General features: G+C 37.5%; 19 protein-coding genes and 1 pseudogene. 11 read left to right on the forward strand and 9 right to left on the reverse strand.

Going from position 1 to position 24943, the window contains the following annotated elements:
- Positions 1 to 620 precede the first annotated feature (620 nt).
- The 4 genes from B371_RS23560 to B371_RS0113645 form a co-directional block, all read right to left on the reverse strand.
- Entirely contained in the window at positions 621 to 758 is a 138-nt protein-coding gene (locus tag B371_RS23560) for a hypothetical protein (RefSeq protein WP_019414883.1), read from the reverse strand.
- Between the two features lie 106 nt (positions 759 to 864).
- Positions 865 to 1143 (reverse strand): hypothetical protein, encoded by a 279-nt coding sequence (locus tag B371_RS0113635; protein ID WP_019414884.1) that lies wholly within the window; start codon positions 1141 to 1143, stop codon positions 865 to 867.
- A 58-nt stretch (positions 1144 to 1201) separates the two neighbouring features.
- Entirely contained in the window at positions 1202 to 2044 is an 843-nt protein-coding gene (locus B371_RS0113640; RefSeq protein ID WP_019414885.1) for a type II toxin-antitoxin system SpoIISA family toxin, read from the reverse strand.
- 1885 nt (positions 2045 to 3929) lie between these two features.
- Positions 3930 to 5522, reverse strand: coding sequence for a long-chain-fatty-acid--CoA ligase (locus tag B371_RS0113645; protein WP_019414886.1), 1593 nt, complete (start codon positions 5520 to 5522; stop codon positions 3930 to 3932).
- 1687 nt (positions 5523 to 7209) lie between these two features.
- Between B371_RS0113645 and B371_RS0113650 the strand changes: the two genes are divergently transcribed.
- Positions 7210 to 8604 carry a S1C family serine protease gene (locus B371_RS0113650; RefSeq protein WP_019414887.1) on the forward strand — a complete coding sequence of 465 codons (1395 nt, stop codon included), beginning with the start codon at positions 7210 to 7212 and terminating at the stop codon, positions 8602 to 8604.
- A 168-nt stretch (positions 8605 to 8772) separates the two neighbouring features.
- Here the strand turns inward: B371_RS0113650 and B371_RS0113655 are convergent, their stop codons facing one another.
- Together B371_RS0113655 and B371_RS0113670 are read right to left on the reverse strand one after the other, a co-directional pair.
- Complete coding sequence (locus B371_RS0113655; protein WP_019414888.1) at positions 8773 to 10020, reverse strand: LysM peptidoglycan-binding domain-containing protein; 1248 nt, start codon at positions 10018 to 10020, stop codon at positions 8773 to 8775.
- A gap of 1063 nt (positions 10021 to 11083) precedes the next feature.
- The gene (locus B371_RS0113670; protein WP_019414891.1) at positions 11084 to 11614 is read right to left on the reverse strand and encodes a 2'-5' RNA ligase family protein; all 531 of its coding nucleotides are present in this window, start codon (positions 11612 to 11614) and stop codon (positions 11084 to 11086) included.
- A gap of 178 nt (positions 11615 to 11792) precedes the next feature.
- Here B371_RS0113670 and B371_RS0113675 point away from each other — a divergent pair, with 178 nt between their 5' ends.
- Together B371_RS0113675 and B371_RS0113680 are read left to right on the forward strand one after the other, a co-directional pair.
- Entirely contained in the window at positions 11793 to 12173 is a 381-nt protein-coding gene (locus B371_RS0113675; RefSeq protein ID WP_019414892.1) for a hypothetical protein, read from the forward strand.
- A 441-nt stretch (positions 12174 to 12614) separates the two neighbouring features.
- Entirely contained in the window at positions 12615 to 12917 is a 303-nt protein-coding gene (locus B371_RS0113680) for a hypothetical protein (protein ID WP_019414893.1), read from the forward strand.
- Between the two features lie 73 nt (positions 12918 to 12990).
- Here B371_RS0113680 and B371_RS0113685 read toward each other — a convergent pair whose 3' ends face one another.
- Positions 12991 to 13443, reverse strand: coding sequence for a hypothetical protein (locus tag B371_RS0113685; RefSeq protein ID WP_019414894.1), 453 nt, complete (start codon positions 13441 to 13443; stop codon positions 12991 to 12993).
- A 232-nt stretch (positions 13444 to 13675) separates the two neighbouring features.
- On the opposite strand from B371_RS0113685, the gene B371_RS24495 reads away from it, so the two are divergent.
- From B371_RS24495 to B371_RS0113695, 3 genes and pseudogenes are all read left to right on the forward strand, one after another.
- On the forward strand, positions 13676 to 13924 hold the full coding sequence (locus B371_RS24495; RefSeq protein ID WP_019414895.1) for a redoxin domain-containing protein: 249 nt from the start codon (positions 13676 to 13678) through the stop codon (positions 13922 to 13924).
- Positions 13925 to 13936: 12 nt separating this feature from the next.
- Positions 13937 to 14320 (forward strand): annotated as a pseudogene (locus B371_RS24500) (redoxin domain-containing protein); the annotation flags it as partial.
- A 426-nt stretch (positions 14321 to 14746) separates the two neighbouring features.
- Positions 14747 to 15154, forward strand: coding sequence for an NUDIX hydrolase (locus B371_RS0113695; RefSeq protein WP_019414897.1), 408 nt, complete (start codon positions 14747 to 14749; stop codon positions 15152 to 15154).
- Between the two features lie 1131 nt (positions 15155 to 16285).
- On the opposite strand, the gene B371_RS0113705 is transcribed toward B371_RS0113695, so the two are convergent.
- Entirely contained in the window at positions 16286 to 17020 is a 735-nt protein-coding gene (locus tag B371_RS0113705) for a hypothetical protein (RefSeq protein ID WP_019414899.1), read from the reverse strand.
- A complete protein-coding gene (locus tag B371_RS0113710) occupies positions 16998 to 17525 on the reverse strand; it encodes an RNA polymerase sigma factor (protein ID WP_019414900.1) in 528 nt (175 codons plus the stop codon). Before B371_RS0113710 ends, B371_RS0113705 begins: the two co-directional genes overlap by 23 nt.
- A 291-nt stretch (positions 17526 to 17816) precedes the next feature.
- Here B371_RS0113710 and B371_RS21825 point away from each other — a divergent pair, with 291 nt between their 5' ends.
- The 5 genes from B371_RS21825 to B371_RS0113735 all read left to right on the forward strand — a co-directional run bounded on the left by B371_RS21825 (position 17817) and on the right by B371_RS0113735 (position 24605).
- Positions 17817 to 18863 carry a nitrogen regulation protein NR(II) gene (locus B371_RS21825; protein WP_019414901.1) on the forward strand — a complete coding sequence of 349 codons (1047 nt, stop codon included), beginning with the start codon at positions 17817 to 17819 and terminating at the stop codon, positions 18861 to 18863.
- Between the two features lie 301 nt (positions 18864 to 19164).
- The gene (locus B371_RS22460; RefSeq protein ID WP_019414902.1) at positions 19165 to 20922 is read left to right on the forward strand and encodes a cell wall-binding repeat-containing protein; all 1758 of its coding nucleotides are present in this window, start codon (positions 19165 to 19167) and stop codon (positions 20920 to 20922) included.
- A gap of 644 nt (positions 20923 to 21566) precedes the next feature.
- On the forward strand, positions 21567 to 22781 hold the full coding sequence (gene mtnK / locus B371_RS0113725) for an S-methyl-5-thioribose kinase (RefSeq protein ID WP_019414903.1): 1215 nt from the start codon (positions 21567 to 21569) through the stop codon (positions 22779 to 22781).
- Positions 22778 to 23803, forward strand: a complete 1026-nt coding sequence (mtnA, locus tag B371_RS0113730; RefSeq protein ID WP_019414904.1) for an S-methyl-5-thioribose-1-phosphate isomerase — start codon at positions 22778 to 22780, stop codon at positions 23801 to 23803. Before mtnK ends, mtnA begins: the two co-directional genes overlap by 4 nt.
- A 163-nt stretch (positions 23804 to 23966) precedes the next feature.
- Positions 23967 to 24605: an L-fuculose-phosphate aldolase gene (locus B371_RS0113735; RefSeq protein WP_019414905.1), complete on the forward strand. Its 639-nt coding sequence runs from the start codon at positions 23967 to 23969 to the stop codon at positions 24603 to 24605.
- Positions 24606 to 24943: the final 338 nt, after the last annotated feature.

A 24943-nucleotide genomic window follows, 5' to 3' on the forward strand; every position in this document is an offset into this window, starting at 1 on the left:
CCAGCCGTAAGATTGCCTATAAGAGAAACCGAGGATTGACGTGACACAGTCACGTCAATCCTCGGTTTCATTCACTAGGTTATGATACAGCAGATATTGCAATCCAAAGCGACCCGGAAACCCAGTGGATATATAGTTTCTGCTTCAGGTTATTTTTTCTTTCTTTTAACAGCCCCGCTAGAGTGTGGTGGTGATTTGAGCCACAATTTGAGGGGCAATTGTGGCTCAAATCGGTAGAATCATACTGCTAGCGAGTGGCATTTACTTATTTTAGAGAACTGCCCCCACGGGATCAGGCGCAGTCACAAATTGGGGGACATTTGTGTCTACGTCTGCCGCCGTTTGTGTTTGTCCCTGGGACGATATTCTAAAACCTCCACTTCGGAGCATAAGCGAGTAACTGGGGGACGTTTAATAAGCTAGTCTTACAAGATTTGAAGTGAAGGCAGAGTTTATTGATAAATGTGTTGTTCAGTTTCAGAGGGAAGCATGGAAGTGTTTTTCTTCAAACATCTCCTTGCATGAATCCATTCTGCTCATTAACTAATCGCAAGACCTAAAGAGAGGGGGCAATTCCCTACTCTTTTTGATTGCCGAAAAACAGCTCGACATTCTTCCGTTTATCTTCGTTTTGCTATGATTTTCAACGCCTTCTCATTCATCTTTTGTGCATCTTTGAAAGCATCTGATTCTGCTATATTAACCGTCATCTTCCTCCGATTTGGGTTTGTGTTCGTTTTATTTTTTCGGATTTTCATGATAAAACCCCTTTTGGTCTACTGTATGCTCATTTTAACCAAATATCCGTGGATTTATGACCACAAAAAAAGATGCAAGAGAATCATCTCTTACATCTTTGTGAGTTTATGCTCTTTTTGCCACAATTTTTAACGCCTTCTCATTCATCTTCTGAATTTCTATGAATGATTCCGCTACATTTACCGTCATCTTTCTCCGATTTGGATTAAGTGATTGTTGGTTGGCATTTCGACGAATTCCCGCTTTTCTCACTACTGGCTTACCGACAGCAGAAGGCTCTGCGATTATCTTTGCTGGAAGGTTACTAGTACTTACTACTAGTTTGTTTTCATTATTTCTTGCTAGTAATTTTGCTTTAACAGGAGATTTTTTTGTTTTTAGCATATTATTCTCCTCCTTTGTATTCTTCTATTCATTATACTATATTCTGAATTATATGTCATTACACCATATACCAATCAAAAATTTGAGCTAGGCTTAAAATATGAGAGGCATCCACAGCGTTTAACGGGACGAAATCCGAATGAATTCCGATGAGCATGTTATACGATTCCCCAAAATAAGCAACAATAAACACTTTCTTCAAGGACTCTTTTGTCTTGGGCGATAAATCCTTCTCGTCTTTATTGACGAATTTAACTGCTACGCCTTTCAAAAGATTTTGGATTAACTCGCTACGCCACTCAGCATCTTCTATGTGCTTATTGTAGCATATCTCCGCATTTCTAAAAGCTTTCTCTACATTTTCCAATTCTTCCTCACTATCATTTGTTATGTCTAAATCAAAGATAGAAACATTTGATTGAAATGTATCTGCATATAGATTCAAATACTTTCTCATTTCTTCCTTGTATTTATCCGAGTTTATTGGCTGATTGAGAGGTTCAAAATAGTCAGCAGTTTTCGAAATCACCTCAGTGAACTTTTTTACCTTATTGGCACTCGCATCAATCAATTCCTGGTTCTTTTTTATTGCATTCCTTACATAAAGACTTCCTTGAAACTCCGTCTTCCCAATTTTTGAAATATCTGGAGTCGATAACACAGATAAATCGATGAATATCATGGCAATCCCTATTAACGAAAGTGATTTCCAGTCTATTATTACCTTAAAATCGCCGATTATCAGTCCAACACCAATTACCAATAAAGCCGTAATGTAATACGATTTTCGAATAGACTGAAGGTTGTCCATATAGTGGTCGGTGTTAGCGAAGTAATAAATCAATGAAGCGACTAGAAAAACGAGAACAACTCCAATTAACACGATGTATAATGTACTCATTCTATCTCCCCTTTATTAGAAATCCTACCTATCTAATTCCTCATCCTATTCTATCATTATCCAAACACACTTTCATAAAAGATAAGAACTATTCCCTTGGTTTTGTAGCTCTATGTATTGTACTTGCTGATAATTGGTAGTTATTCAACTCTATTGGCTTTTATTAGATTTATCGTCCCAGGGACACTCACAATTTGAGGGGGCAACTGTGTTTGTCCCTGGGACGATATTCTTCATTTTTTTATAAGGTTTAAAGCGGAGAATGAAGATACTTTAAAGAATGCCAGAAAAGGCCGAAATAGCATCTTCGGCCGCCATTTTCTATAAAGTCAGTATCAATTCTCTAGTCCACCAAATCCAAAACACTATATGCGTTTGGGTTGTAGGGGAGCGAAGGGTGCATACCCGCCGTAAGATTGCCTATAAGAGAACTCGAGGATTGACGTGACAAGATTGCGTCAATCCTCAGTTGCATTCTCTAGGTTATGATACAGCAGGTTTGGCACTCCAAAGCGACCCGGAAATCCAGTGGATATAATATACTTTCACGCTTCCGCCGAGAACCTGAGCCACAATTTGAAGAGCAATTGTGTCTCAAGTTCAGATCTATCGTCCCAGGGACACTCACAATTTGAAGGGGCAATTGTGTTTGTCCCTGGGACGATATTCTTCTGGGACTATATTCTTCATTTTTTATAAGGTGCGAAGCGGAGGAAGAAAATATTTTAAAGAACTTGAAGAAAGGCCGAAATAGCATCTTCGGCCGCCATTTTCTATGAAATAAGTGTCAATTCACCCATCCACCAAAAACAAAACACTATATGCGTTTGGGTTGTAGGGGAGCGAAGGATGCATACCCGCCGTAAGATTGCCTATAAGGGAACTCGAGGATTGACGCGACACAGTCGCGTCAATCCTCGGTTTCATTCATTAGGTTATAATACAGCAGGTTTGGCAATCCAAAGCGACCCGGAAACCTAGGGGATATATAGTTAGTTCCTTTATAAGTATGGGGTTGATTTGGGATGAAATTCAATTTGATATAGAAGAATACCAATCAAATGGCAGTAGAATTACAGGAATATATACTTTCACGCTTCCGCCGAGAACCTGAGCCACAATTTGAAGAGCAATTGTGTCTCAAGTTCAGATCTATCGTCCCAGGGACACTCACAATTTGAAGGGGCAATTGTGTTTGTCCCTGGGACGATATTCTTCTGGGACTATATTCTTCATTTTTTATAAGGTGCGAAGCGGAGGAAGAAAATATTTTAAAGAACTTGAAGAAAGGCCGAAATAGCATCTTCGGCCGCCATTTTCTATGAAGTCAGTATCAATTCTCTCGTCCACCAAATCCAAAACACTTTACGTTTTTGGGTTGTAGGGGAGCGAAGGATGCATACCTGCCGTAAGATTACCTATAAGAGAACTCGAGGATTGACGTGACACAGTCGCGTCAATCCTCGGTTTCATTTACTAGGTTATGATACAGCAGGTTCGGCAATCCAAAGTGAACCGGAAACCCAGTGGATATATATTTAATCCCTTTATAAGTAGGGGGGTGATTTGGGATGAAATTCAATTTGATATAGAAGAATACCAATCAAATGGCAGTAGAATTACAGGAATATATACTTTCACGCTTCCGCCGAGAACCTGAGCCACAATTTGAAGAGCAATTGTGTCTCAAGTTCAGATCTATCGTCCCAGGGACACTCACAATTTGAGGGGGCAATTGTGTTTGTCCCTGGGACGATATTCTATGGGACGAGATTCTAAAGATTCAATTTTTGGTGCTTTCCCGGTATTGAACTAAACTTACCAGAAAGAAAAACCCCCGCCCACGAACAAAATTGTCCGAAGCAGGGAAGAACCAACTATAAAACTAATTTACCTTCTTCGCAGTCTTCCAATACAACTCCCTTAAACGGAACTTCTGTAACTTCCCAGTAGCCGTCTTAGGCAAAGACTCCACAAACTCCACAGCTTTTGGCGCCTTGAAATGAGCCATATTCGCACGACAATAAACGATGATTTCATCCTCAGTAACAAACGCATTCTTCTGCAACACAATAATCGCTTTTGGTACTTCACCCCATTTTTCATCAGGAATAGCAATAACAGCCACTTCCAAAACATCCGGATGCTTATAAAGAATACCCTCTAACTCCGTAGAAGAAATATTCTCCCCACCTGAAATAATCAAATCCTTAATACGATCCTGGATTTCGATATAGCCATCAGCATAAGTCACAGCCAAATCACCAGTATAGAACCAGCCATCTTTAATCGCCTCAGCTGTCTTTTGTGGATCCTTATAATAACCAGACATTACCACATTGCCGCGGGTAACAATCTCACCCATTTCCTTGCCATCCCATGCCACTTCTTGACCCTCTGCATTTAAAACCTTTGTTTCCCCGTTAAATGCAAGCTCAATTCCTTGTCGCGCTTTTATCGAAGCTTGTTCATCTTTAGATTTCGACTCGAATTCCTTTTTCCATTCACAATACAAAATGAACGGAGATGTCTCAGTTAAACCGTACACATGGATCATATTTAACCCCAAAATGTCCTGCGCCTTTTGAATTAGAGCCGCAGCTGGAGGCGACCCTGCAGTTGCCATACGCAGCTCATTTTGCAACTCAATTTCCTTCGCTTTCGGATCATTTACCAACATATTCACAATTGTTGGAGCACCGCATAGCAAGGAAATATGTTGACTCTCAAACAAATCTAGAATCAAAGCAGGTTCAACTTTCCGCAGGCACACATGGGTACCACCCGCAGCAGTTAAAGCCCAAACGCCGCCCCACCCATTCGCGTGGAACATTGGTAGCGTATGAAGGTAGACATCATCATGTTTCACAGCTAAATGATACAAGAAATTCGCAGCATTCATATAATTACTTCGATGAGATAACATAACGCCTTTTGGTTTAGACGTCGTGCCACTTGTATAATTCAACGTCAGTAGTTGGTTTTCATCAATATTCACCTCGGGAAGTGAAGCGCTTTCCGAAGTTAATTCTAGGAACTCTTCATAATACACGCCTTTTAAGGTCGTCTTGTGTCCGGGAACTGCGACAATAACAAACTCCTCGAAATTTAAATTCTCTGCAATTTTTTCAATCAAGCCACTATATTCTTCATCGACAATCATTAATTTGGCATCACTATGGTTGATAATGTATTCCAAATCACTTGAAGATAAACGGTAATTTAATGGCACCATCACAGCACCGAGCTGGCAAATGCCATAAAACGACTCGAGCATATAGTGTGTATTGGGCAACATCACTGCCACATGGTCACCTTGTTGAATCCCTGCTTTATGCAAAGCACGTGCGAGTTGATCAGTACGTTCTCCAAACTCCCTGTAAGTAAATTCCTTATCCTCATCAATGACAGCAATTTTTTCAGGATAGTATTTTATGGCCCTGCGCTTCCAATCGATTGGAGTTAGTGGAGAAAACATTCAACATCTTCCTTTCCATGTTTCAGTATTTAATAGAATAGTATGATTATTACATGTTAATACTAACATATTATTAGAATTAAATGAAAATTCAATTTAAGTTTTCCAGACCGTTTTGGGTGGACGAGGTAATAGACACTGACTGCGCAGAAAGTAGCGGCCAAAGATACAATTTTGGCCGCCCCTTGCTTTCTTAAGGTTTGGTGGTACTTTATGCTACCTGACTTTCCGGTATGGGTGGCACTTTTCCTCCTTATAGTACCTGTGCATTTTCAGCTAAAAAGTGCCACCCACACAAAAAAAGACTAAGATTTTCAACACAATATCGATTGGGGTTTTTCGAATCGCTTTAGAACGCAAAACCTGTTGCATCATAACCATAAGAATGAAGAAAGTCTGGAAGTGACGTTGTCACTTCCAGACTCATTTCTTCCTATAGACAATCTTGCGGCTGGTATGCGTCCGTCGCTCTCCTGCAACCCGTACGAACATAGTGTTTATACTTTGGTGGACGAGGGAATTGACACTGACTACATAGAAAGAAGCAGCCAAAGATACAATTTTGGCCGCCCCATGCTTATTATAGGTTTGGTGGTACTTTATGCTATCTAGTATTCTGTGTCCCACACAACAAATTTTTCATTATATTATTCAATATGCATAGGGGTTATGCCTATTACATCAGGTGCATCTCCAGTTTCCCTATGCCAAATAGCCGTTTGATCTATTAGCTTCCACTTCCATTAGAGAACTCCCCCACGGGATCAGGCGCAGCCACAAATTGAAGGACATTTGTGGCTGCATCTGCCACCGTTTATTTTTCTTTAAGGTACGAAGCGAAGGATGAAGATACTCTAAAGATAGCCAGAAAAGGCCGAAATAGTATCTTCGGCCGCATGTTCTATAAAATAAGTGTCTATTCCCCCGTCGACCAAAACCAAAACACTATATGACCATCGGTTGTAGGGGAGCGACGGACACACATCCACCGCAAGATTTCCTATAAGAAAGATGAGGCGCGAAGTGACAAAGTCACTTCGCGCCTATTTTCAATCTCAAGGATATGGTGCAGTAGGTTTGTGTTCCAAAGCGACCCGCAAACCAAAGTATATATAGTCATGGGAGAGTGTCATAGTCTTTATTTATGGTATTCCACAAGGGTGTAATTTTTGATTGTCAGGTGTTCAAAAGAGTTTGGTAGTGATTTGAGACACAATATGAGGGGCAATTGTGTCTCAAATCAGAAGAATCATATAGTAAGCAATACTGCCCTTATGGGTTCAAACGCAGCTACGGATGTTATCGGGTTGCGCATTTGGTTTAGCTACACCGAATTGATTAGGATATACGAGGTGACCAACTTTCTTGCTCAATTTCTTTATTAAATAGAATAGTAAGGTGATTATATGTCAATACTAGAATATGAATGGAATAGTGAAATTCACTGTTTGAAGATCATCTACGAGAGTCTCCTAACAGGATGAATAAGATTGTCTACTGGATGCAAGCGAGGGGGGAATCATTAACAGTATAAGCAGGCAGTAAAAAGGTGAAATATTTTACTTTAGATATATCGTTCACAAAAATTTGAGTTATAATGAAAATAATTACAACTTTTTGTTTGCACACACGTCTAATAGGATATAAGGTAGAAAGAACACGAAATTAAGAGGAAGTGTGATGCTGTATGGAACCCAGACGCTACAAAAAACCAGTTACAAAAAAACCTATCATCAAAGAACCAGTTTCAAAAAAGGCATCATTCATTAAATCAATCATTTTATTAGTTGGAATCGTAATTCTTGCAAGCTTCTTAATCTGGACCCAATTTGCACCAAAACCAGTAGAAGAAGCCATTGAAGTTATAGAAGCTAAAGTGGAACAAGTCAAAAAGATAGAAACACCTGTAAACATTAACAGCGAAAAAGAAGAACCAACTAATCCCGAAGGCAAAGTAACATACGCAGAACCCAAAAAAACTCCACCTAAGGAAGAAAACCCAGTCATTGTAATCGAAGACCGAGTGGAAGAGCGGGATAGCGAGGCGATTCTAGCTTCTGCTATACCAAAAGTCTATACAATTCATACTGAAACTCAACAAGGATCAGGTTTCTTATTTAACGACAAAGGCGACATCATTACAAATGCACATGTAGTTGCAGGCTATGACACCGTCACTGTTGTAAATAGCACAGGACAAGAATTTGTTGGGCATGTTATTGGGATATCAGATACAGTCGACGTAGCGCTTATACGAGTTGAAACCATTGCTGGGAAAGAGCCAATGCAAATGGACTTATTGCAAGCAGTAGAAGGCACGAGTGTCATTGCAATCGGTAGCCCCGGTAATAAAGCCAATACTGCTACAATGGGGAAAGTCACGGGAACAGGAAGAGATTTTAACGAGAAATACACGTATACGGACTTGTATGAATTTGACGCAATAATTTCTGCAGGAAGTAGTGGAGGTCCACTGCTAGATGCTCTTACTGAAAAAGTAATTGGAATTAACTCAGTGATATTAACGGATAATCCTGCATTAGGGTATAGTATCCCAATCTATTCGGTTAATCAGTTATTAAACTCATGGGTAGAAAACCCGAAAATTGTGGATGACTCAGTTAACCCACGTATTGAAGACGCATATTTTGATAAAGAGCTTTTATCAATATTCATAGAGGGCTATGCGACGCTATATACGTACGCACAAAATGAAGTTAACTTTAACTATTTAATCGGTTATTTACTTCCGGATTCATCAATCTATCAATTAGAATCTCAAACAATTGCAGCTCTCCTTGATCAAGAAAAATCTTTTGCAGTAAATAAATTTACTATAGAAGATGTCAAGATTGAAGAAAACCGTGCTTTTGTTACAGCCACAACTGAGTCTGTTATGACACAACCAGACAAAGAGCCGATCAATTTAGCTGAAAGAGCCGTATATGAAATAATCATCGATCAGTATGGAGATTATATGATTCAGTCGGTTACGAAAACGGATATAACTCCGGTGGTTGTCCCAGAAGAAGAGGAAGAAGATAAAGAAGATAAAGAAGCAACACAGGAAGATGCTAGCTGAACGAGTGATTTAAGTGCTTTGAATTTGGTGGACGAGAGAATCGACACTGATTTCATAGAAAAGAAGCAGTCGAAGATACAATTTCGACTGCTTTTTGCTTTCTTTAAGTTCTTATAGATTAAAAAAGACGACTTTAAGAATCTAAAGTCGTCTTTAAAATTAATTAAATTAATCCGCTGCATATAAACGTTTGAAACTAGTAAACTTAGAATTCCAATACGAATTACTAAGACTCGTAATTTGGACGCGATCGCCACCAGCGTGAATAAATTGGTTATTACCTAAGTAGATCCCCATATGAGAAATACCAGGACGATACGTGTCAGAGAAAAATACTAAATCACCAGGAACTGGGTTTGACACTTCATAAGAACGAGCATCGAAACCAGTTGTATTGGTACGAGATACATCTAAGCCAGCTTGTTTGTATACATAATAAATGAAACCTGAGCAATCAAATCCAGCTGTAGAAGAACCACCCCATACATAAGGAATACCTTGTAACGGCTTCGCTAAACTAATCACTTTATCATAAATACTTGAACCGGGAGCTACTGGAGTAGCCGGTGCTGGTACTGGAGCCGGAGCGGATATTGGCGCAACTTCACCAGATCCTCCGATTGTCAGCTTTTGACCAACACGAATCATTGTTGAAGTTAAGTTATTCCATTTCATGATTTGGTCTACTGTCACGCGATGACGATAAGCAATACCAGATAATGTGTCACCAGTAACAATGGTATACACTAAGTTCGCTGGATTTGCGGGTACAGATGGTGTTGGATCAGGTACTACTGGTTCAGCTTGTACAGTACCGGAAATCTTCAATACTTGACCTATCTGAATGATGTGAGTAGATAAGTTATTTAATTTTTGAATATTCGTTACGGTCGTTTTGTATAGAAGCGCAATTTTACCTAGCGTATCTCCACTTTTAACTGTATATGTAGAAGTTGCTGCAGGTACTGGAGTTGGCGCGGGAGCCACAGGCGTACTTGGAGCGGGTGCTGATCCTGAAATTTTAAGTACTTGTCCAGGGTGGATCATATGTGAAGATATGTTATTTAATTGTTGAATGGACGAAACGCTCGTTTTAAATTGAAGCGCAATTTTACTTAAAGTGTCTCCACTTTTAACTGTGTATGTAGTCGTGTTGGTTGGTGTCACAGGTTGACTAGGTGCTGGTTTAGGAGCCTCAGTCGATGATAGTAGTAAGTATTGATTTGGGTAAATTATATCTGTTTGTAAGCTATTTAATTCTTTAATTTGAGAGACTGAAGTTCCATTGGCAGCTGCAATTTTCCATAGCGAATCACCAGGTTTGACGGTGTAAGAAGTGCTTGCTTCGGCATCCCCAACTGCTATCATTGTCGCTAGTGCAGAGGTAGCTAGTACTGAAAAGGCAATTTTTTTCATGAATTATCTCCTAATATAGCGAATTTTATACCATTGTTATTATATCTTAAGTGCTACGACATAATTTTACAATGAAAATTTGCAATATTAATAGTTTTTTTAGAAAATTTAAATAGTAAGTCCTAGATTTTGGCGAATTTTGCCGTCAATGTTATGTATATATGTCTAGTCACAATTGCCCCAAAAATTGTGGCTTAAACCATCATCAAACTCTCGCGGACTCGTTAAAGATAGAAAAGATAACCTGTAGCACATACATACTATATATCCATTGGGTTTCCGGTCCGCTATGGAGTGCAGAACCTGCTGTATCATAACCTAATGAATAAACCCGAGGATTGACGCGACTATGTCACGTCAATCCTCGGGTACTCATGCTGGCAATCTTATGGCAGGTATGCATCCTTGCTCCCCTACAACCCAAGCGTACAAGATGTTTTGGATTTGGTAGACGGGTGAAGCGACACTTACTTCATAGAAAATGGCGGCCGAAGATGCCATTTCGGCCTTTTCTGGCATTCTTTAGAGTATCTTCATCCTCCGCTTTGCACCCAAATAAACGGTGGGAGATGCAGCCACAAATGTCCCTCAATTTGTGGCTGCGCCTGATCCCGTGGGGGTAGTTTTTTAAAAGCGAGTGGAAGCTAATCGCTAGCAGTATGATTCTTCTGATGCAGAGAAACAATTGTTCTACAAATTGTGGCTCAAATCACCACCAAACTCTCGCGGAATACCTGATAGTTAGAAGAAGAATATCGTCCCAGGGACAAACACAATTGCCCCTCAAATTGTGAGTGTCCCTGGGACGATAGATCTGAACTTGAGACATAATTGCTCTTCAAATTGTGGCTCAGGTTCTCGGCGGATGCGTCAGTAAGATTTAAGTAATAAGGGGGAAAGATGAGTATCCTGTTTGGAGTAGTTGTAAGCATCATTTTTATGGGTGTAACTCTCGCGGGGCTCATTAAAGAAAGAAAAGATAACCCGAGACAGACAAAATCTATATTTAAGTAAATTAAAAAACTAAACAGGAGTCAGGCTTCAGTAAGGTACATTAGTCTATCTATTTTAACGGAATATCCAAATAGATCTTATATATTCCTGGCTCAGTTTCTTGGTAAATTCTTATAAAATTCACTTCTATAGTTGGATAAGGACTAAGTTCTTCTTCTGCCAATTTTGCCATATCTTTAAGTTCATTTTTTGATAAACCATAAACTGTTTTACCCAAAGTTATATGCGGTGTAAATTCATCAAGTTCAAAATACTTTTTAATTAGATCTTCAGAAAGGTAAATCCCTTGAACAATATTTTTATGTAGCATATTCAAATCTTCTGAAAATGCACTTAAGTAAAGAATATCATCACCGAAAAACATGGGTTTACTTACTGTTACACTAAATGAGTTGAAATTTTTGCATATACTTTCTACAATCCTAATCCACTCTTTATCAAGTGTTAAACCGCCTTGTGCCTTCAATGTAATATGTGGCTCGACAACTTCAGTAATCCTATTATTTGCCCATTTCTTTTGAAAATTTGTTATTCTCTCTTTATATTCATCAGTTGGTACAATTCCAATAAAATAGTGCAAGATAGATCTCCACCTTTTAACTTTATGTTTATCCCATTAATCAACAACTATAAACCCATATTATCATCATATAGTTCGATGTTTCTTTATGGCAATAATTTGAAACCTTTGCATTATTCTTTCGTATATAAAAGAAACCGAGCTATGTACTTAAACTAAGAATTAAGGGGGTACTAATTTGATATTTAATAGACCATTGGACGTTTTAATCATTTTCGCTTTTACTTTATTATTTCTGTTTGATTATTTTCCTAATATCCCATTAGTAGATTTAATTCCAAAAAACTTTCTTATCGCTTTAATTGTCGGCCTTTATGTTTTTAGTCTGTTATTCAAAAAATACAGAGATATAGACGATAAAGGAATTTTAAAATGGCAGATATATTCTACTGCTCATGTACTTTTCTTAATGGGGTTATTTACTGTTTTAGGAGGAGAGTCATCTTCTGGAATATCATTTGAAAACGGCTTCCTTTGGATAGTCTTACTATTCTCAGTATTTGAGATGGTTTCCCAATGGAGAAAAATTAAACGCTCAGAAAGATCTGTTCATAATTAATAAACTAACCGAGCCTAGCTTAAGAACTGGAGGAAATAAATATGATCTGTAGTTGGAATACGTGTTCATCCGACATAAAAGATATTGTGTACCAATTAATAAATGGAACTAAAGAAATCCAAATATCGTCCCAGGGACAAACACAATTGTCCCTCAAATTGTGAGTGTCCCTGGGACGATAGATCTGGAACATCTGTATTTAAATAATGGCCACTGCAATTGGAGTGGTATTAATTCGGGCTCTTTTTTCTTTCTATAATGCTCGCGGTGATCTCTTTAGAATGCTGAAGAATATCGTCCCAGGGACAAACACAATTGCCTCTCAAATTGTGAGTGTCCCTGGGACGATAGATCTGAACTTGAGACATAATTGCTTTTCAAATTGTGGCTCAGGTTCTCGGCGGATGCGTTAGTCAGATTTAAGTAATTAGGGAGGAAAAGATGAGTATCCATATTGGAATAGTTGTAAGCATCATTTTAATGGCTGGTATAACTTTAATCACATATTATTTTGGGAATAAAGGTTCAATCCGGTTGATAAAATATATTCCTGCAATTGCTACTGCGACTGGAGTACTATTCTTCTATATCAAATTGAATTTCATCCCGAATCAAACCCATGCTTATGAAGAGATTTTTGATATGTTAGCTATCATTTTGTTAGCAAATCTATGTGGTATTTCTCTTTTAGCTGCAATCATCATGGAAGTTGTTAATAAACGAAAACAACATAAAAAAAGGTAAAGAAAAACGACTTGTTTTTCTTTACCTTTTTATTTTTGTCCTTAATTATACAGCTACTTTGATTTACTCAATATCAATATTGATTTTGAGTGTTAACTTCATAGCCCATTTGTGTTAAGTGTTGTTGAGCAGAAAGTAGAGTCTGTTCTTTTTGTTGTTGCCAATTGCTTATGCTTTGAATAAATGGTTTATAATCATCGGGTGCATCTTCCAACATTACCGGTAACCACTTCGTTATGCCCTGGTCCTCTTTGAGAGCGTTATTTATACATGAAATCATAGTTTGAATAACGGAATCATGAGATTCTCCATTTTGAAGTCGATTAGCCGCGCCTAATGCTGTGACTCTATGATATGAAGCTGGTACAAGATGGTTATGCATTTCTACATTCCCCTCAAGATCCTTAGTAGCATCTATATGAAACAACTGTGTACTTATTGAACAAACCATTTGTTCTGCAAATAAGCTTTGATTTAATAACGTTAAAACGGGATGCCAATTTTGTCTATAACCATTATAATTCAATAGATTAACCTACCTTTCCATTAACAAAGTTTTTTAGATAATTGAACAAATATTAGAATAATAATTCTTATCTTTTGAATAGCTAAACTATCATATGTGAATAAAAATGGACTTATGCAAACGGATATAAGAGTTTAACAGAACAAAAGATTGAATAATCAAAAAACAATACTTGTTTAACCATAGTAAGGTGTATACTAGTTTATATAACTAAATGAAGAGGAGTGAAAGAATGAGTACATTGAGAGAAAAACTAGAAAAACTGCACGCTCAAGTTCTACACAAATTTCCAGAAGAGTTCACAAAAGCTAAATCTCATGAAATTGAGAGATTAATAAGAGGAGAGAAAGTACACGGTTTACAGATCGGTGAAAAAGCTCAAAATTTTACGCTTTCAGATGCAATGGAGAAGCAGATAACACTTTCAGATAATCTTCGGATTGGCCCGGTCATTCTTACTTTTTACAGAGGAAGCTGGTGACCATACTGTAATCTTGAACTCCGTGAGTTGCACGGAATCCATTCTGAAATTAAAAGTCTAGGTGCATCCCTAATAGCCATTAGTCCGGATCAGCCTGACAAATCATTAAGTCAGGTTGAAAAAGAAAATTTGGAATTTAGTGTGTTAAGTGATGTCAAGGGTGAGGTAATGAAAAAGTATAACATTGCTTGGGAAATTCCAGAGGTTTTACGTAAAGAATATAGAAAGTTAAATATTGATTTTAGTAAGAGGAACACTGAAGCAGGTTGGGTGGTTCCCATTCCAGCAACATTTATTATTGATAGAAATGGTGTGGTTCAATATTGTCGTACAAATGAAGATTACACCAAAAGAATGGAACCTTCAGAAATCCTTGAAATTCTCCGTTCTTTATAACAAATTAAAATCAATTGAGTTTCAAATAACCATTTTTTATATTTGAAAAATGTCAAAACCATTAAAATTCCTAAATAGGGGCCATGGAGCTAATCGTTCCATGGCTCTTTTCTGTTAGAGAAGGTTTTTTAATTGCGGTTCACCAAAAGTAAACTTGGCAATGAGACATGTTGGTTTATAGAACAGCCGGTTTGACCGATAAGGATCTCAATTTGACTGATAAGTTTTTATAAATCGTATCAGTCTCTCAAAATGCATCTTGTTAAACAAGTTAACTAGCTATAGAAACACCAAGCGGCTAGGCTGACCTTCAATTCACGCTCTAATTCGAAAAAATTTTCCGATAATACATACTTTAAGAGAATAATTTGATAAAATTGGAAGTATCGTTTGGATTATTAACAAAAGGAAATGGAGATTGAGATAATGACACCACCAAAACATATTGTTTCAGCAGCAACGATCGTACTTAATGACCAGAATGAAATTTTACTAATCAAAGGACCGAGAAGAGGCTGGGAAATGCCTGGAGGACAGGTTGAAGAAGGGGAATCCTTGAAAGATGCTGCTATACGAGAAACAAAAGAAGAATCGGGAATAGATATTGAAATAACGAGATTTTGTGGAGTATTTCAAAATGTAAGTGGATCAATTTGTAATACATTATTCTTGGCTACACCTGTAGGAGGAGAATTAACAACAAGTTCTGAGAGTCTAGAAGTAGGTTATTTCCCTTTAGAAACAGCATTAGAAATGGTCACTTGGAAAAATTTCAGACAAAGAATTGAATACTGTATAAATGAAAAACTTCAGCCCTTTTATGTTGCATTTTAAAAACAGATAAATTGAAGATTGAATCTATGATAAGAATTTTTTTGTACTTTTACTCCAAATGAACTCTTGTTTTCAAAACGATTGGGAAAAGGTGATTGCATGAAAAGGCTAAGAAAGTCTATATTATACTCCATAATCTTTCATTTACTTATACTTTTTGCGGGATATGGGATTATTAAGTTAGTTGAATTACAAGGTTTTGAAAATATGAATTTAGGTCTAGTTTATGTAGGGCCATTAGAAAACAACTTATACCTATTAGCATTATTACTAATTTTGTTGTCAATAACCGTATTCACTGTTATTTTTTCAGGAATTCTTTCTTTGTTAGATTTTTATAAACGAAAAACCAAGGTAATCTAATTTGTATGTTTGTGGTTCAGGTACGTCTGTTGGAGGAGAATTAACAATAAGTTATGAAAGTCTAGTGTTATATTCTAACTTACGTTAAAGGTCAGGGAAGAAAGAAGATTACTAAACACTTCACATTGGAGGATCTTATACTGTGCGCATCCATATCCTGGTCAGTTATTGATAAAGGAATAGATGACCTAGTAGAAAATAATGATATAGAAGAGATGACGGGAAGAGAATACATTGTTGGCTACCTTTGTAAGTTAATTTCGGAATTAGAAAGTGAAAACAAATAAGATTTTTGTTGTAATTGCGTGTGCGATTATTCAGTAATGGGGACTAAATAACAAAATCATTATTAGAATAACGAGAGATTTCCCGTAAGATTTATGGTGGTTATTTGATCCGCTAATTGAGGTGTCTACCACCGTTTAGTCTTTTATAAGACACGAAGTAGAGAAGAAGAAACTCTAGAAAAAGCAAGAAAAGGCCGAAATAGTATCTTCGGCCGCATGTTTTATAAAATAAGTGTCAATTCTCTCGTCCACCAAATCAAAAACACTATTTGTCCATTGGTTGTAGGGGAGCGACGGACGAACAACCACCGCAAGATTACCTATAACAAGAAAAGGGGGCTAAGTAACGTAGTTACTTAGCCCCCTTCTTAGGATATGGTGCGCCAGGTTTTACCGTCCAAAGCGACCCGAAAACTAAAGTAAATAATAGAATATAGAAAGTCATTTAACCTTGTGACCGTTGGCCACTTTAAGAAAATATTTAATCGTTCCCGAATTTGTTGAAATCAATATTTAATTGATCACGCAGTCCAGCAACATCAAAATAGATTCTCCCGATTTTTCCTTCTTCTGAACAAATTGCCTTCCCCTTGACCTCGTATTGCGAAATCTCACCAACACTATTTTCATATTCTACCTGACCAGTAAAAGTATAATTCTTTGGTGCATTCGGATTATCACTTTGTACCACTTCAATCCCATCAATACTCATTTTATAATCGAGTCCCACTCCTATAGAGTGGTAAGTAAAAGCATACATAATAACACTATCAAGTCCATGCTCCGTGAAATAAGGTGAATAGGTTTTATCTATATACGCCATCAATTCTGTAGCATCATGAGGCTGGTCCGGGCCAACATATTTTTCATACGATGGATCAGTTTGTTGTCTAGATATTTCCTCGACTAAAAGCAAATATTCTTCATCAGGACCCGTAAACTCTTTTTCAAGAACAGCGCGAATCGCAGCTTTGTTCTTATCATCATTTCCAATCACCGCAGCCAAATCACTACTTGGATTTGGATTAATCAAAGCAAATACAAGGAAAAAAACCACAGCTACCATACTTATTGAAATGAAAACAGGCACTATATAACGCTTTTTCCTTCCAACTTTATTTTGTAGTTTTAGCAAACTATTTCTGCGTGCTTCATGAGAACGTTCAGTATGCATCATTTTCTGGAAAAGTTTATCAAACTCTTTTGATGGATCCATTCATAACACCATCCTTTCCATAAAATTCTTGCCTTAAAGCTTCAAATCCTCTAGTCATTTTTGATTTCACCTTAGCTTCAGTCCAACCTAATATATATGCCGTTTCTTTTATTGAACACTCATTCACTTTTCTAAGAATCAGCACATCACGATAGTCTTCTTTCAATCTACTCAAAGCTTCATACAACTGAGCTAAATCCTCGCTCTTTTCAGCCGAACTCTCGGGAGACGGGTTCTTCGTATCGCCATCGTTTTCATTTCCCCACTTGAAAAACTGAATAATCCTTTTCCGTCTAAAGTGGTCATAGGTCACATTTCGAGCTATTTTTAAAAGCCATGTTAAGACTGTAGATTGATGATTAAATTGACTATAACTCTTTAGAGCTTTATAAAACGTTTCTTGCGTCAAATCTTCAGCGGTTTCTTTATGACGCACGAGTAGATAAATAAAGCGGTAAACCCTGTCGCTATAATCGAGATAAAGTTGTTCAACATTACTTACCATAATTTTCAACTCCTCTTACAAATTATAGACGAAGTAACGAACTAAAAGTAGCATTTTTTGGATTTGGTGGAAGAGAGAATAGACACTAATTTAATTGAAAAGTAGTCGGCCGAAGATACAATTTCGTCCTTGACATTGTACGGGGGATTATATGGTAGTATGCTTTCATATGGAATTACAAGCTTATTAAAATTTATAAGTGAAGCAAGAAGGAATTTGTATTTCTTTGTCGAACATATAGTTTATAGAATAGTTAGATAACTGAAAATTAAGTTTAGGAGTGTAAAATAAATGTTATTAAAGACGACGACATTTGAAAATAGTTTAGATATGATACCAATTTTAGAAAATATCACTGAAGCATGTCTTTATGTAAATTCTGATTGGAAGATTGAATTTCTTAATAAGGCAGCCGAACCATATTTTAAAACATCACCAATCGGAAAATCAAATAATGATCTTATTGGTATGAATGTTTGGGAGGCTTTACCTAAGTATATAGGTACAGATTTCTATAAAAATTGCTTAAAAATATTTGATGAACAAAAATCACAAGTATTTGAAATCTTAGATGAATATTCAAAAGTATGGTTGGAAATAAAGGTATTTCCAATAGAAAACGGGTTATTTGTCATGTTTTGTGACATTTCAGATAGGAAAGAAAGTGAAAAGGAAAGGGAATACTTTGATAAAATAAAAGCTATTGGAGAAATGGCAGCAGGTGTAGCACATGAAGTGAGGAATCCAATGACGACTGTTAAAGGTTTTCTACAGTTGATGGCTCAAAACCAAGAACTCGAAGAATACAAAAGTGTAAACCTATTAATGATTAATGAAATAGACCGCATAAATAATATTATTACTCAATTTCTTAATATAGCTCAGGATAAAAGTACCAACCTTCAGTTTTGTAATTTAAATAAATTAATAACTGATTATTTACCGTTGCTGGAAACACGATCATTAAAAGAAGGCAAATCGATTGTATTGGAATTGAATAACATCCCGTTTTTAAAAATCGATCAAAATGAAATTCGTCAGGTTCTTTTAAATTTAATAAATAATTCCTTAGATGCAATGGTCTCAGGCCAAACAGTTCGTGTTACTACTTCTAGAGAAAACAATAAAATAGTATTGTCTATTAAGGATGAAGGACATGGAATACCTTCTGCGGTCATCGATAGTGTTGTAACTCCTTTTGTTACAACAAAAGATGATGGAACAGGTTTAGGGTTACCTATTTGTTTTTCAATTGCCAAAAGAAATAACGCTAAAATTGATTTCACATCAAGCCCTGAAGGAACGACATTTAACATCCGTTTTTCCTTAGTGGATTGATTATCCGCTTGAATATAAGCGCACTTTAAAGAATAAGAAATTGAACCACATAAGGGAAATAGCTCAGTTTATGGGCTATATTTTGTTTGCAATTAGCGATACGTAACGGAACAAACTGAGATTACGAAGAAGATAAGGATTGAAAAAAGTATTGGCTGTTCGTCCTAACAACTAATGATGGGATACTGGATAGTAGTCTAATTAATCCACCTAAAAATTCAGTTGTAAATATTTTTTCGAAATTACTGATTTTTCCTATATACTATATTAGTAATCTAATAATTTAGAGTGAGGTGTTTTTTTGAAGTACTTAAAAATTACTTTATCAGTTTTGATTCTACTGTTAATACTGTCTTCTATATTTCCGGCGAATGTTAGCTTTGCCTCTGATAGAATCAGTGGAATCAGTAGGTATGAAACTGCTGTTGAAGTATCAAAAAGAGGTTGGATTAACGGGGCTAATACAGTTATTTTAGCAAAGGGAACGGATTTTCCTGATGCTTTGGCTGGAGGCCCTTTAGCTTTTAAGCTGGATGCACCTATTTTGTTAACAAAATCAACTAGTTTGCCTACCTCAACTAAAAATGAAATTATTAGGCTTGGAGCCAATAAAGTCATTGTTTTGGGTGGTGAAGGGGCTATCTCTAACTCAGTAGAAAATTCCCTTAAAACTTTGGGCATCAGTGTAGAACGAATTAGTGGTAAAGACAGGTATGAAACTGCTGCTAAAATTGCGGAAAAATTATCATCACAACATGCAATTGTTGCAAATGGAGATAACTTTCCAGATGCTCTAGGTATTTCCCCTTATGCTGCAAAAAATGGGATACCGATTCTTTTAACTAAGAAAGACCAATTGCCCTTATCTACTGAAATTGCTTTAATAGGAAAAGTAGAGACTAAAGTAGTTGGAGGAGTATCTGCAGTCAGCAATTTAGTAATGGCTAAACTACCTAGTCCAACTAGATTTTCAGGAGCTAATCGATATGAAACAAACTCCTCGATTGTAAGAAGTCTTCCAGGTTGGGGGAATAAAGTATATATAGCTACAGGAATGAATTTTGCAGATGCTTTATCTGGTTCAGTTTTAGCAGCCAAAAATAATGCACCTATCCTTTTAGTTAGTGATGATTCAATACCTTATACTATATATGATTTATTATATCAATTTACTGATTTTAATGTTTTAGGTGGAGAAAATGCAATAAATAGTGATGTTTTCCAAGAAATTATTTCGTTTGAACCACTAATCAAAGACTTAACACTGGAACGTCTTATCCGTTCAAAATTAGGCTTAGAGTCTAATGACATATTGACAGTAGAAAAACTTGAAGAATTAACGGTCTTGGATAATACAGGTTTGTCAGATATTAATAATCTCGACGGTTTGGAAAATGCAATAAACCTTAATAGCCTGGTTTTAAAAAATACTAATGTTGATGATATTACACCACTGTCAAACCTAACAAAATTGACCCATATAGACATAGAAAATAATGAAATTAGTGATTTAAGCCCACTACTAATTAACGCTAATAATTTTGGTCTAAGTCAAGGAGATTATGTGAACGTTAAGGAAAACCCAGTTGATTTATCAGAAAACAGTCAAAACTTAATAGTTATACAAGAATTAGTTAGTCTAGGGATAACAGTTGAGTATGGCGAAACATCTATTCCAATTCCACCAAGTGATCCTTACACCTATTTAGAATTAAATAATTCTTATACATCTTTAGATAATGAAATGACTGTCACAATGAATAATATAGAAGTCGTTGAATATGATGGATATTTTGAATATAATATTACTTATACTGAAGAGAATAAAACGACTGATAAAGTAATTGATCAGGGTTCATTTAAGATATTCTATAGTGATGAAAGTTCAGAATCACAGTATGGATTTTTTAATAAATTGTATCCTGGACAAAGTGCTTCCAGATCATATACCTTTAAATCTTTAAAAGAAAAGGAATCATTATTTGTCGAGTATGGGGCTGACTTGTTCTTTAATCAAACACCATCTGAAGACACTTTAAAATGGAAATTGATAAGATAAGCAATTAACTAAGTAATCTACAATAAAAAGGAACAGCATTATTTGAGCTGTTCCTTTTTAATTTGGATCTAGATTTTGAATCCTGTTGTTGCATATTTAAAATTCCTAGGATAGAAGTTGACGCACCCTTTGATAACTGAAGACACAAGGTTCGAAGCGGAGGATGAAGATACTGTAAAGTAAGCCTGAAAAGGCCGAAATAGTATCTTCGGCCGCCCGTTCTATAAATATAAGTGTCAATTCTATCGTTTACCAAATCCAAGAAACTATTTACAAAGGGGTTGTAGGGGAGCGAAGGACGCAAACCAGCCGCGAGATACCCTATAAGAAGAGAGGGTTGCTAAGTGACGAAGTCACTTAGCAACCCTTTTCACTCTCAAGGATATAGTGCAGTAGGTTTTGCGCTCCAAGGCGACCCGGAAACCAAAGTCGATATAGTGTGTATTTGCGTCTGCCGCCGTTTATGTTTTCTTTCTTTAACGAGGCCCGCGAGAGTGTAGCTATATATCTGTCTGAACAACCCTTACGGGTTTGTATAGAATTTGTACTTCCTCAGCTTTTATGATTTCTGTAAAACCTTCTCTTTCCGCATACTTTCCCAAGTGATATGATATAAAAAAGTCTTTTTAAAGGAGCACCATGCCATGCATATATTCGACCAATACTTCTTGATGAATACCGATGACGTCACTCACTATGTCAAAGCTAAAATAGAATCATTTGAATATGCACAAAACATCACATGTAAAGAAATTGGCGATGGGAACTTAAATTATGTCTACCGTGTCGTCAACACCGACACCAACGAATCTGTAATCGTCAAACAAGCGGGAACAACAGCACGCATATCAGACGAATTCGTCCTATCTACAAGCCGCAACAAAATCGAAACAGAAGCACTGCAATTACAACATATGCTAGCGGCAGGGCTCGTACCAGAAATTTACCTGCTCGATGAAACGATGAGCTGCTGCATCATGGAAGACTTATCACACTTAACGATCATGCGTACAGCACTGTTGAACTTTGAAACCTTTCCACATTTCGCTGAGCACATTACCGACTTCATGGTGAACACATTACTGCGCACATCAGACGTCGTCCTTGACCATAAGGATAAGAAAGAATTAGTTCGTAAATTCATCAACCCTGAACTTTGCGAAATCTCTGAAGACCTTGTGTTTACGGAGCCATTTCATAACAACTTCAACCGTAATGAAGTAACACCTGGCAACGAGGATTTTGTTCAAGAGAACCTTTACGTTAATAAAGAACTTCACCTAGAAGTCGCAAAACTAAAGTTCCATTTCATGAATAACACACAGTCACTCGTTCATGGTGATTTGCATACAGGCTCCATTTTCATTGACCAAGACGATACGAAAATCATCGATCCTGAATTCGCATTCTTCGGACCGATGGGCTACGATATCGGAAACATCATGGCCAACCTGATTTTTGCTTGGGCTAGAGGGAACGCATATCAAGAGAAAGAATTTACTGAATGGGTCGAACACACCTTATTCGACGTGATGGACTTGTTCGAAACGAAATTCAGTCAAGTATGGGACGAGTACGCAACTGAAGTTGTCACCAAAAATGAAGAATTCAAAGAACACTACTTCAATGACGTGCTCAAAGATACAGCAGGCATGGCGGGACTCGAACTGTCGCGTCGTATTGTTGGCCTAGCAAAAGTGAAAGACATCACCACCATTGAACCAATCGAAAATCGCCTAAAAGCAGAACGACTTTGCTTGCGCGTCGCAGAAACACTTATTCTAAACTCAACTGATTTCCGCTATGGCGGACACTACTTAACAGCACTTCAAAACGCACAGCAGGAGGAAAAAAAGTGAACGAAGCACTCAACCCAATCGAATGGAAAAACAACGCCCTAGTCTTGCTTGATCAAACGAAACTACCTAATGATATCGTCTACGTAGAACTGACCACTGTTGAAAGTGTCTGGGATGCGATTCAAACGATGAAAGTTCGCGGTGCTCCGGCAATTGGCGTCGCAGCAGCATACGGCGTTTACTTAGGCGTTCGCGATCTAGACCTAGATCAAACCGATTTGGTCGAAGCAGTGCAAAAAATCGCAGCGTATTTAGCTATTTCTAGACCGACCGCAGTGAACTTATTTTGGGCACTCGATCGCATGACATCAGTTGAAGCAAAGGACGCTAGTTATAAAGATGATTTGTTAGCAGAAGCACAAGCGATTCATAAAGAAGATGAAGAGATCAACCGCGCTATTGGTGAGAACTTGTTAACATTACTGTCTGACGGTATCGGAATTTTAACGCATTGTAATGCAGGTTCTCTAGCTACATCGAAATATGGAACAGCCACAGCCCCGATGTATTTAGCGAAAGAAAAAGGCTGGAATTTTAAAGTATACGCAGATGAAACACGCCCTCGTCTGCAAGGTTCAACATTGACTGCACTTGAACTGAGCAGAGCTGGGATTGATGTCACAGTAATTACGGATAGCATGGCAGCAATGGTGATGTCACAAGGGAAAGTACAAGCCGTGATTGTTGGGTGTGACCGGGTGGCGGCAAACGGAGATACGGCGAATAAGATTGGCACTTTAGGGGTGTCTATTTTAGCGAAACATTATGGGATTCCATTTTATATAGCGGCACCAACACCAACGATTGATTTGAATACACCGACTGGATTGCAAATTCCTATAGAAGAACGCGACAAATCTGAGGTAATTGAAGGTTTTGGAAGGCTCACAGCACCAGCTGATGTACAAGTCTATAATCCGGCTTTTGATGTCACACCTGCCGAACATATTACAGCGATCATTACCGAGAAGGGTATTGTAAGAGCACCTTATATAGAAAATTTAGCAAAACTGTTCATGTAGGATTATTTCTTTTGGGTGTTCCGCTAGAGTTTGGTTTTCTTACTTTAAAAAAAGTGTCACTCACAGAAAACGTGGCAGGTGGTTTGCCTGCCACCCATTAAGCACTAGGGAGTAGAATTTTCCTTTTTAATAGCATAAAGAATACATAGAGGAGGTTCTTCCAATGTTTATGAAAGAACGTAATGTCATTGTTGATTATTGCAAGTTACTTATGACTAGAGGTCTTACTAAAGGTACGGGAGGAAATATCTCCATTTTTAATCGAGAATCTGGACTTATGATTATTAGTCCGAGTGGTATTGATTATGCGCGTATGACACCTGAAGATATTGTCGTGTGTGATTTACAAGGGAACATTGTAGAGGGAGAGAGAAACCCTTCGAGTGAATACCCGATGCATGCTATTTTTTATCAGAAACGAACAGATATAAATGCTATTGTTCATACGCATTCTTTGAATGCAACGGTACTAGCTTCTCTTAGATGTAGTCTGCCAGCGGTGTCATATTTAGTGGCTTATGCAGGGAAAGATGTACGTTGTGCGGAGTATGCAAGTTTTGGAACGCCTGAGCTTGCAGAAAATGCTTATAAAGCGATGGAAGATCGTTATGCCGTGTTATTAGCTAATCACGGTTTACTGGCTGGAGCGGGCAATCTTGCGACGGCATTTGATATAGCGGAACAAATTGAGTTTTGTTGCGAAGTGTACTTGAAGTCTAAATCAATTGGAGAACCTGCTATTCTTGAGGATGCAGAAATGGAGCGTATGGCAGAGAGATTTAAAACATATGGCCAGAAGTAAAGGAATAGAGTAACGACTTAGTTTCCAGATTGCTTTGCGGAGGAATCGTACTGCTAGCACCTGCCGCCGTGTATTTTCTTCTTTCTTTAGCGAGGACCGCGAGAGTGTCATCGGATGAACTTCTGGTGTTCCGCTAGAGTTTGGTGGTGATTTGCGCCACAATTTGAGGGGCAATTGTGTCTCTGCATCGGAAGAATTGTTCCGCAGGCGAGTAGCGTCTACTTACTTTAAAGAACTACCCCTACGGGATCAGGCGCAGCCACAAATTGGAGGACATTTGTGTCTGCGTCTGCCGCCGTTTAACTTTTCTATCTTTGACGTATCCGCTATGAACCTGA

The sequence above is a fragment of the Paenisporosarcina sp. TG20 genome (assembly GCF_000286315.1).
GTDB lineage: Bacteria > Bacillota > Bacilli > Bacillales_A > Planococcaceae > Paenisporosarcina.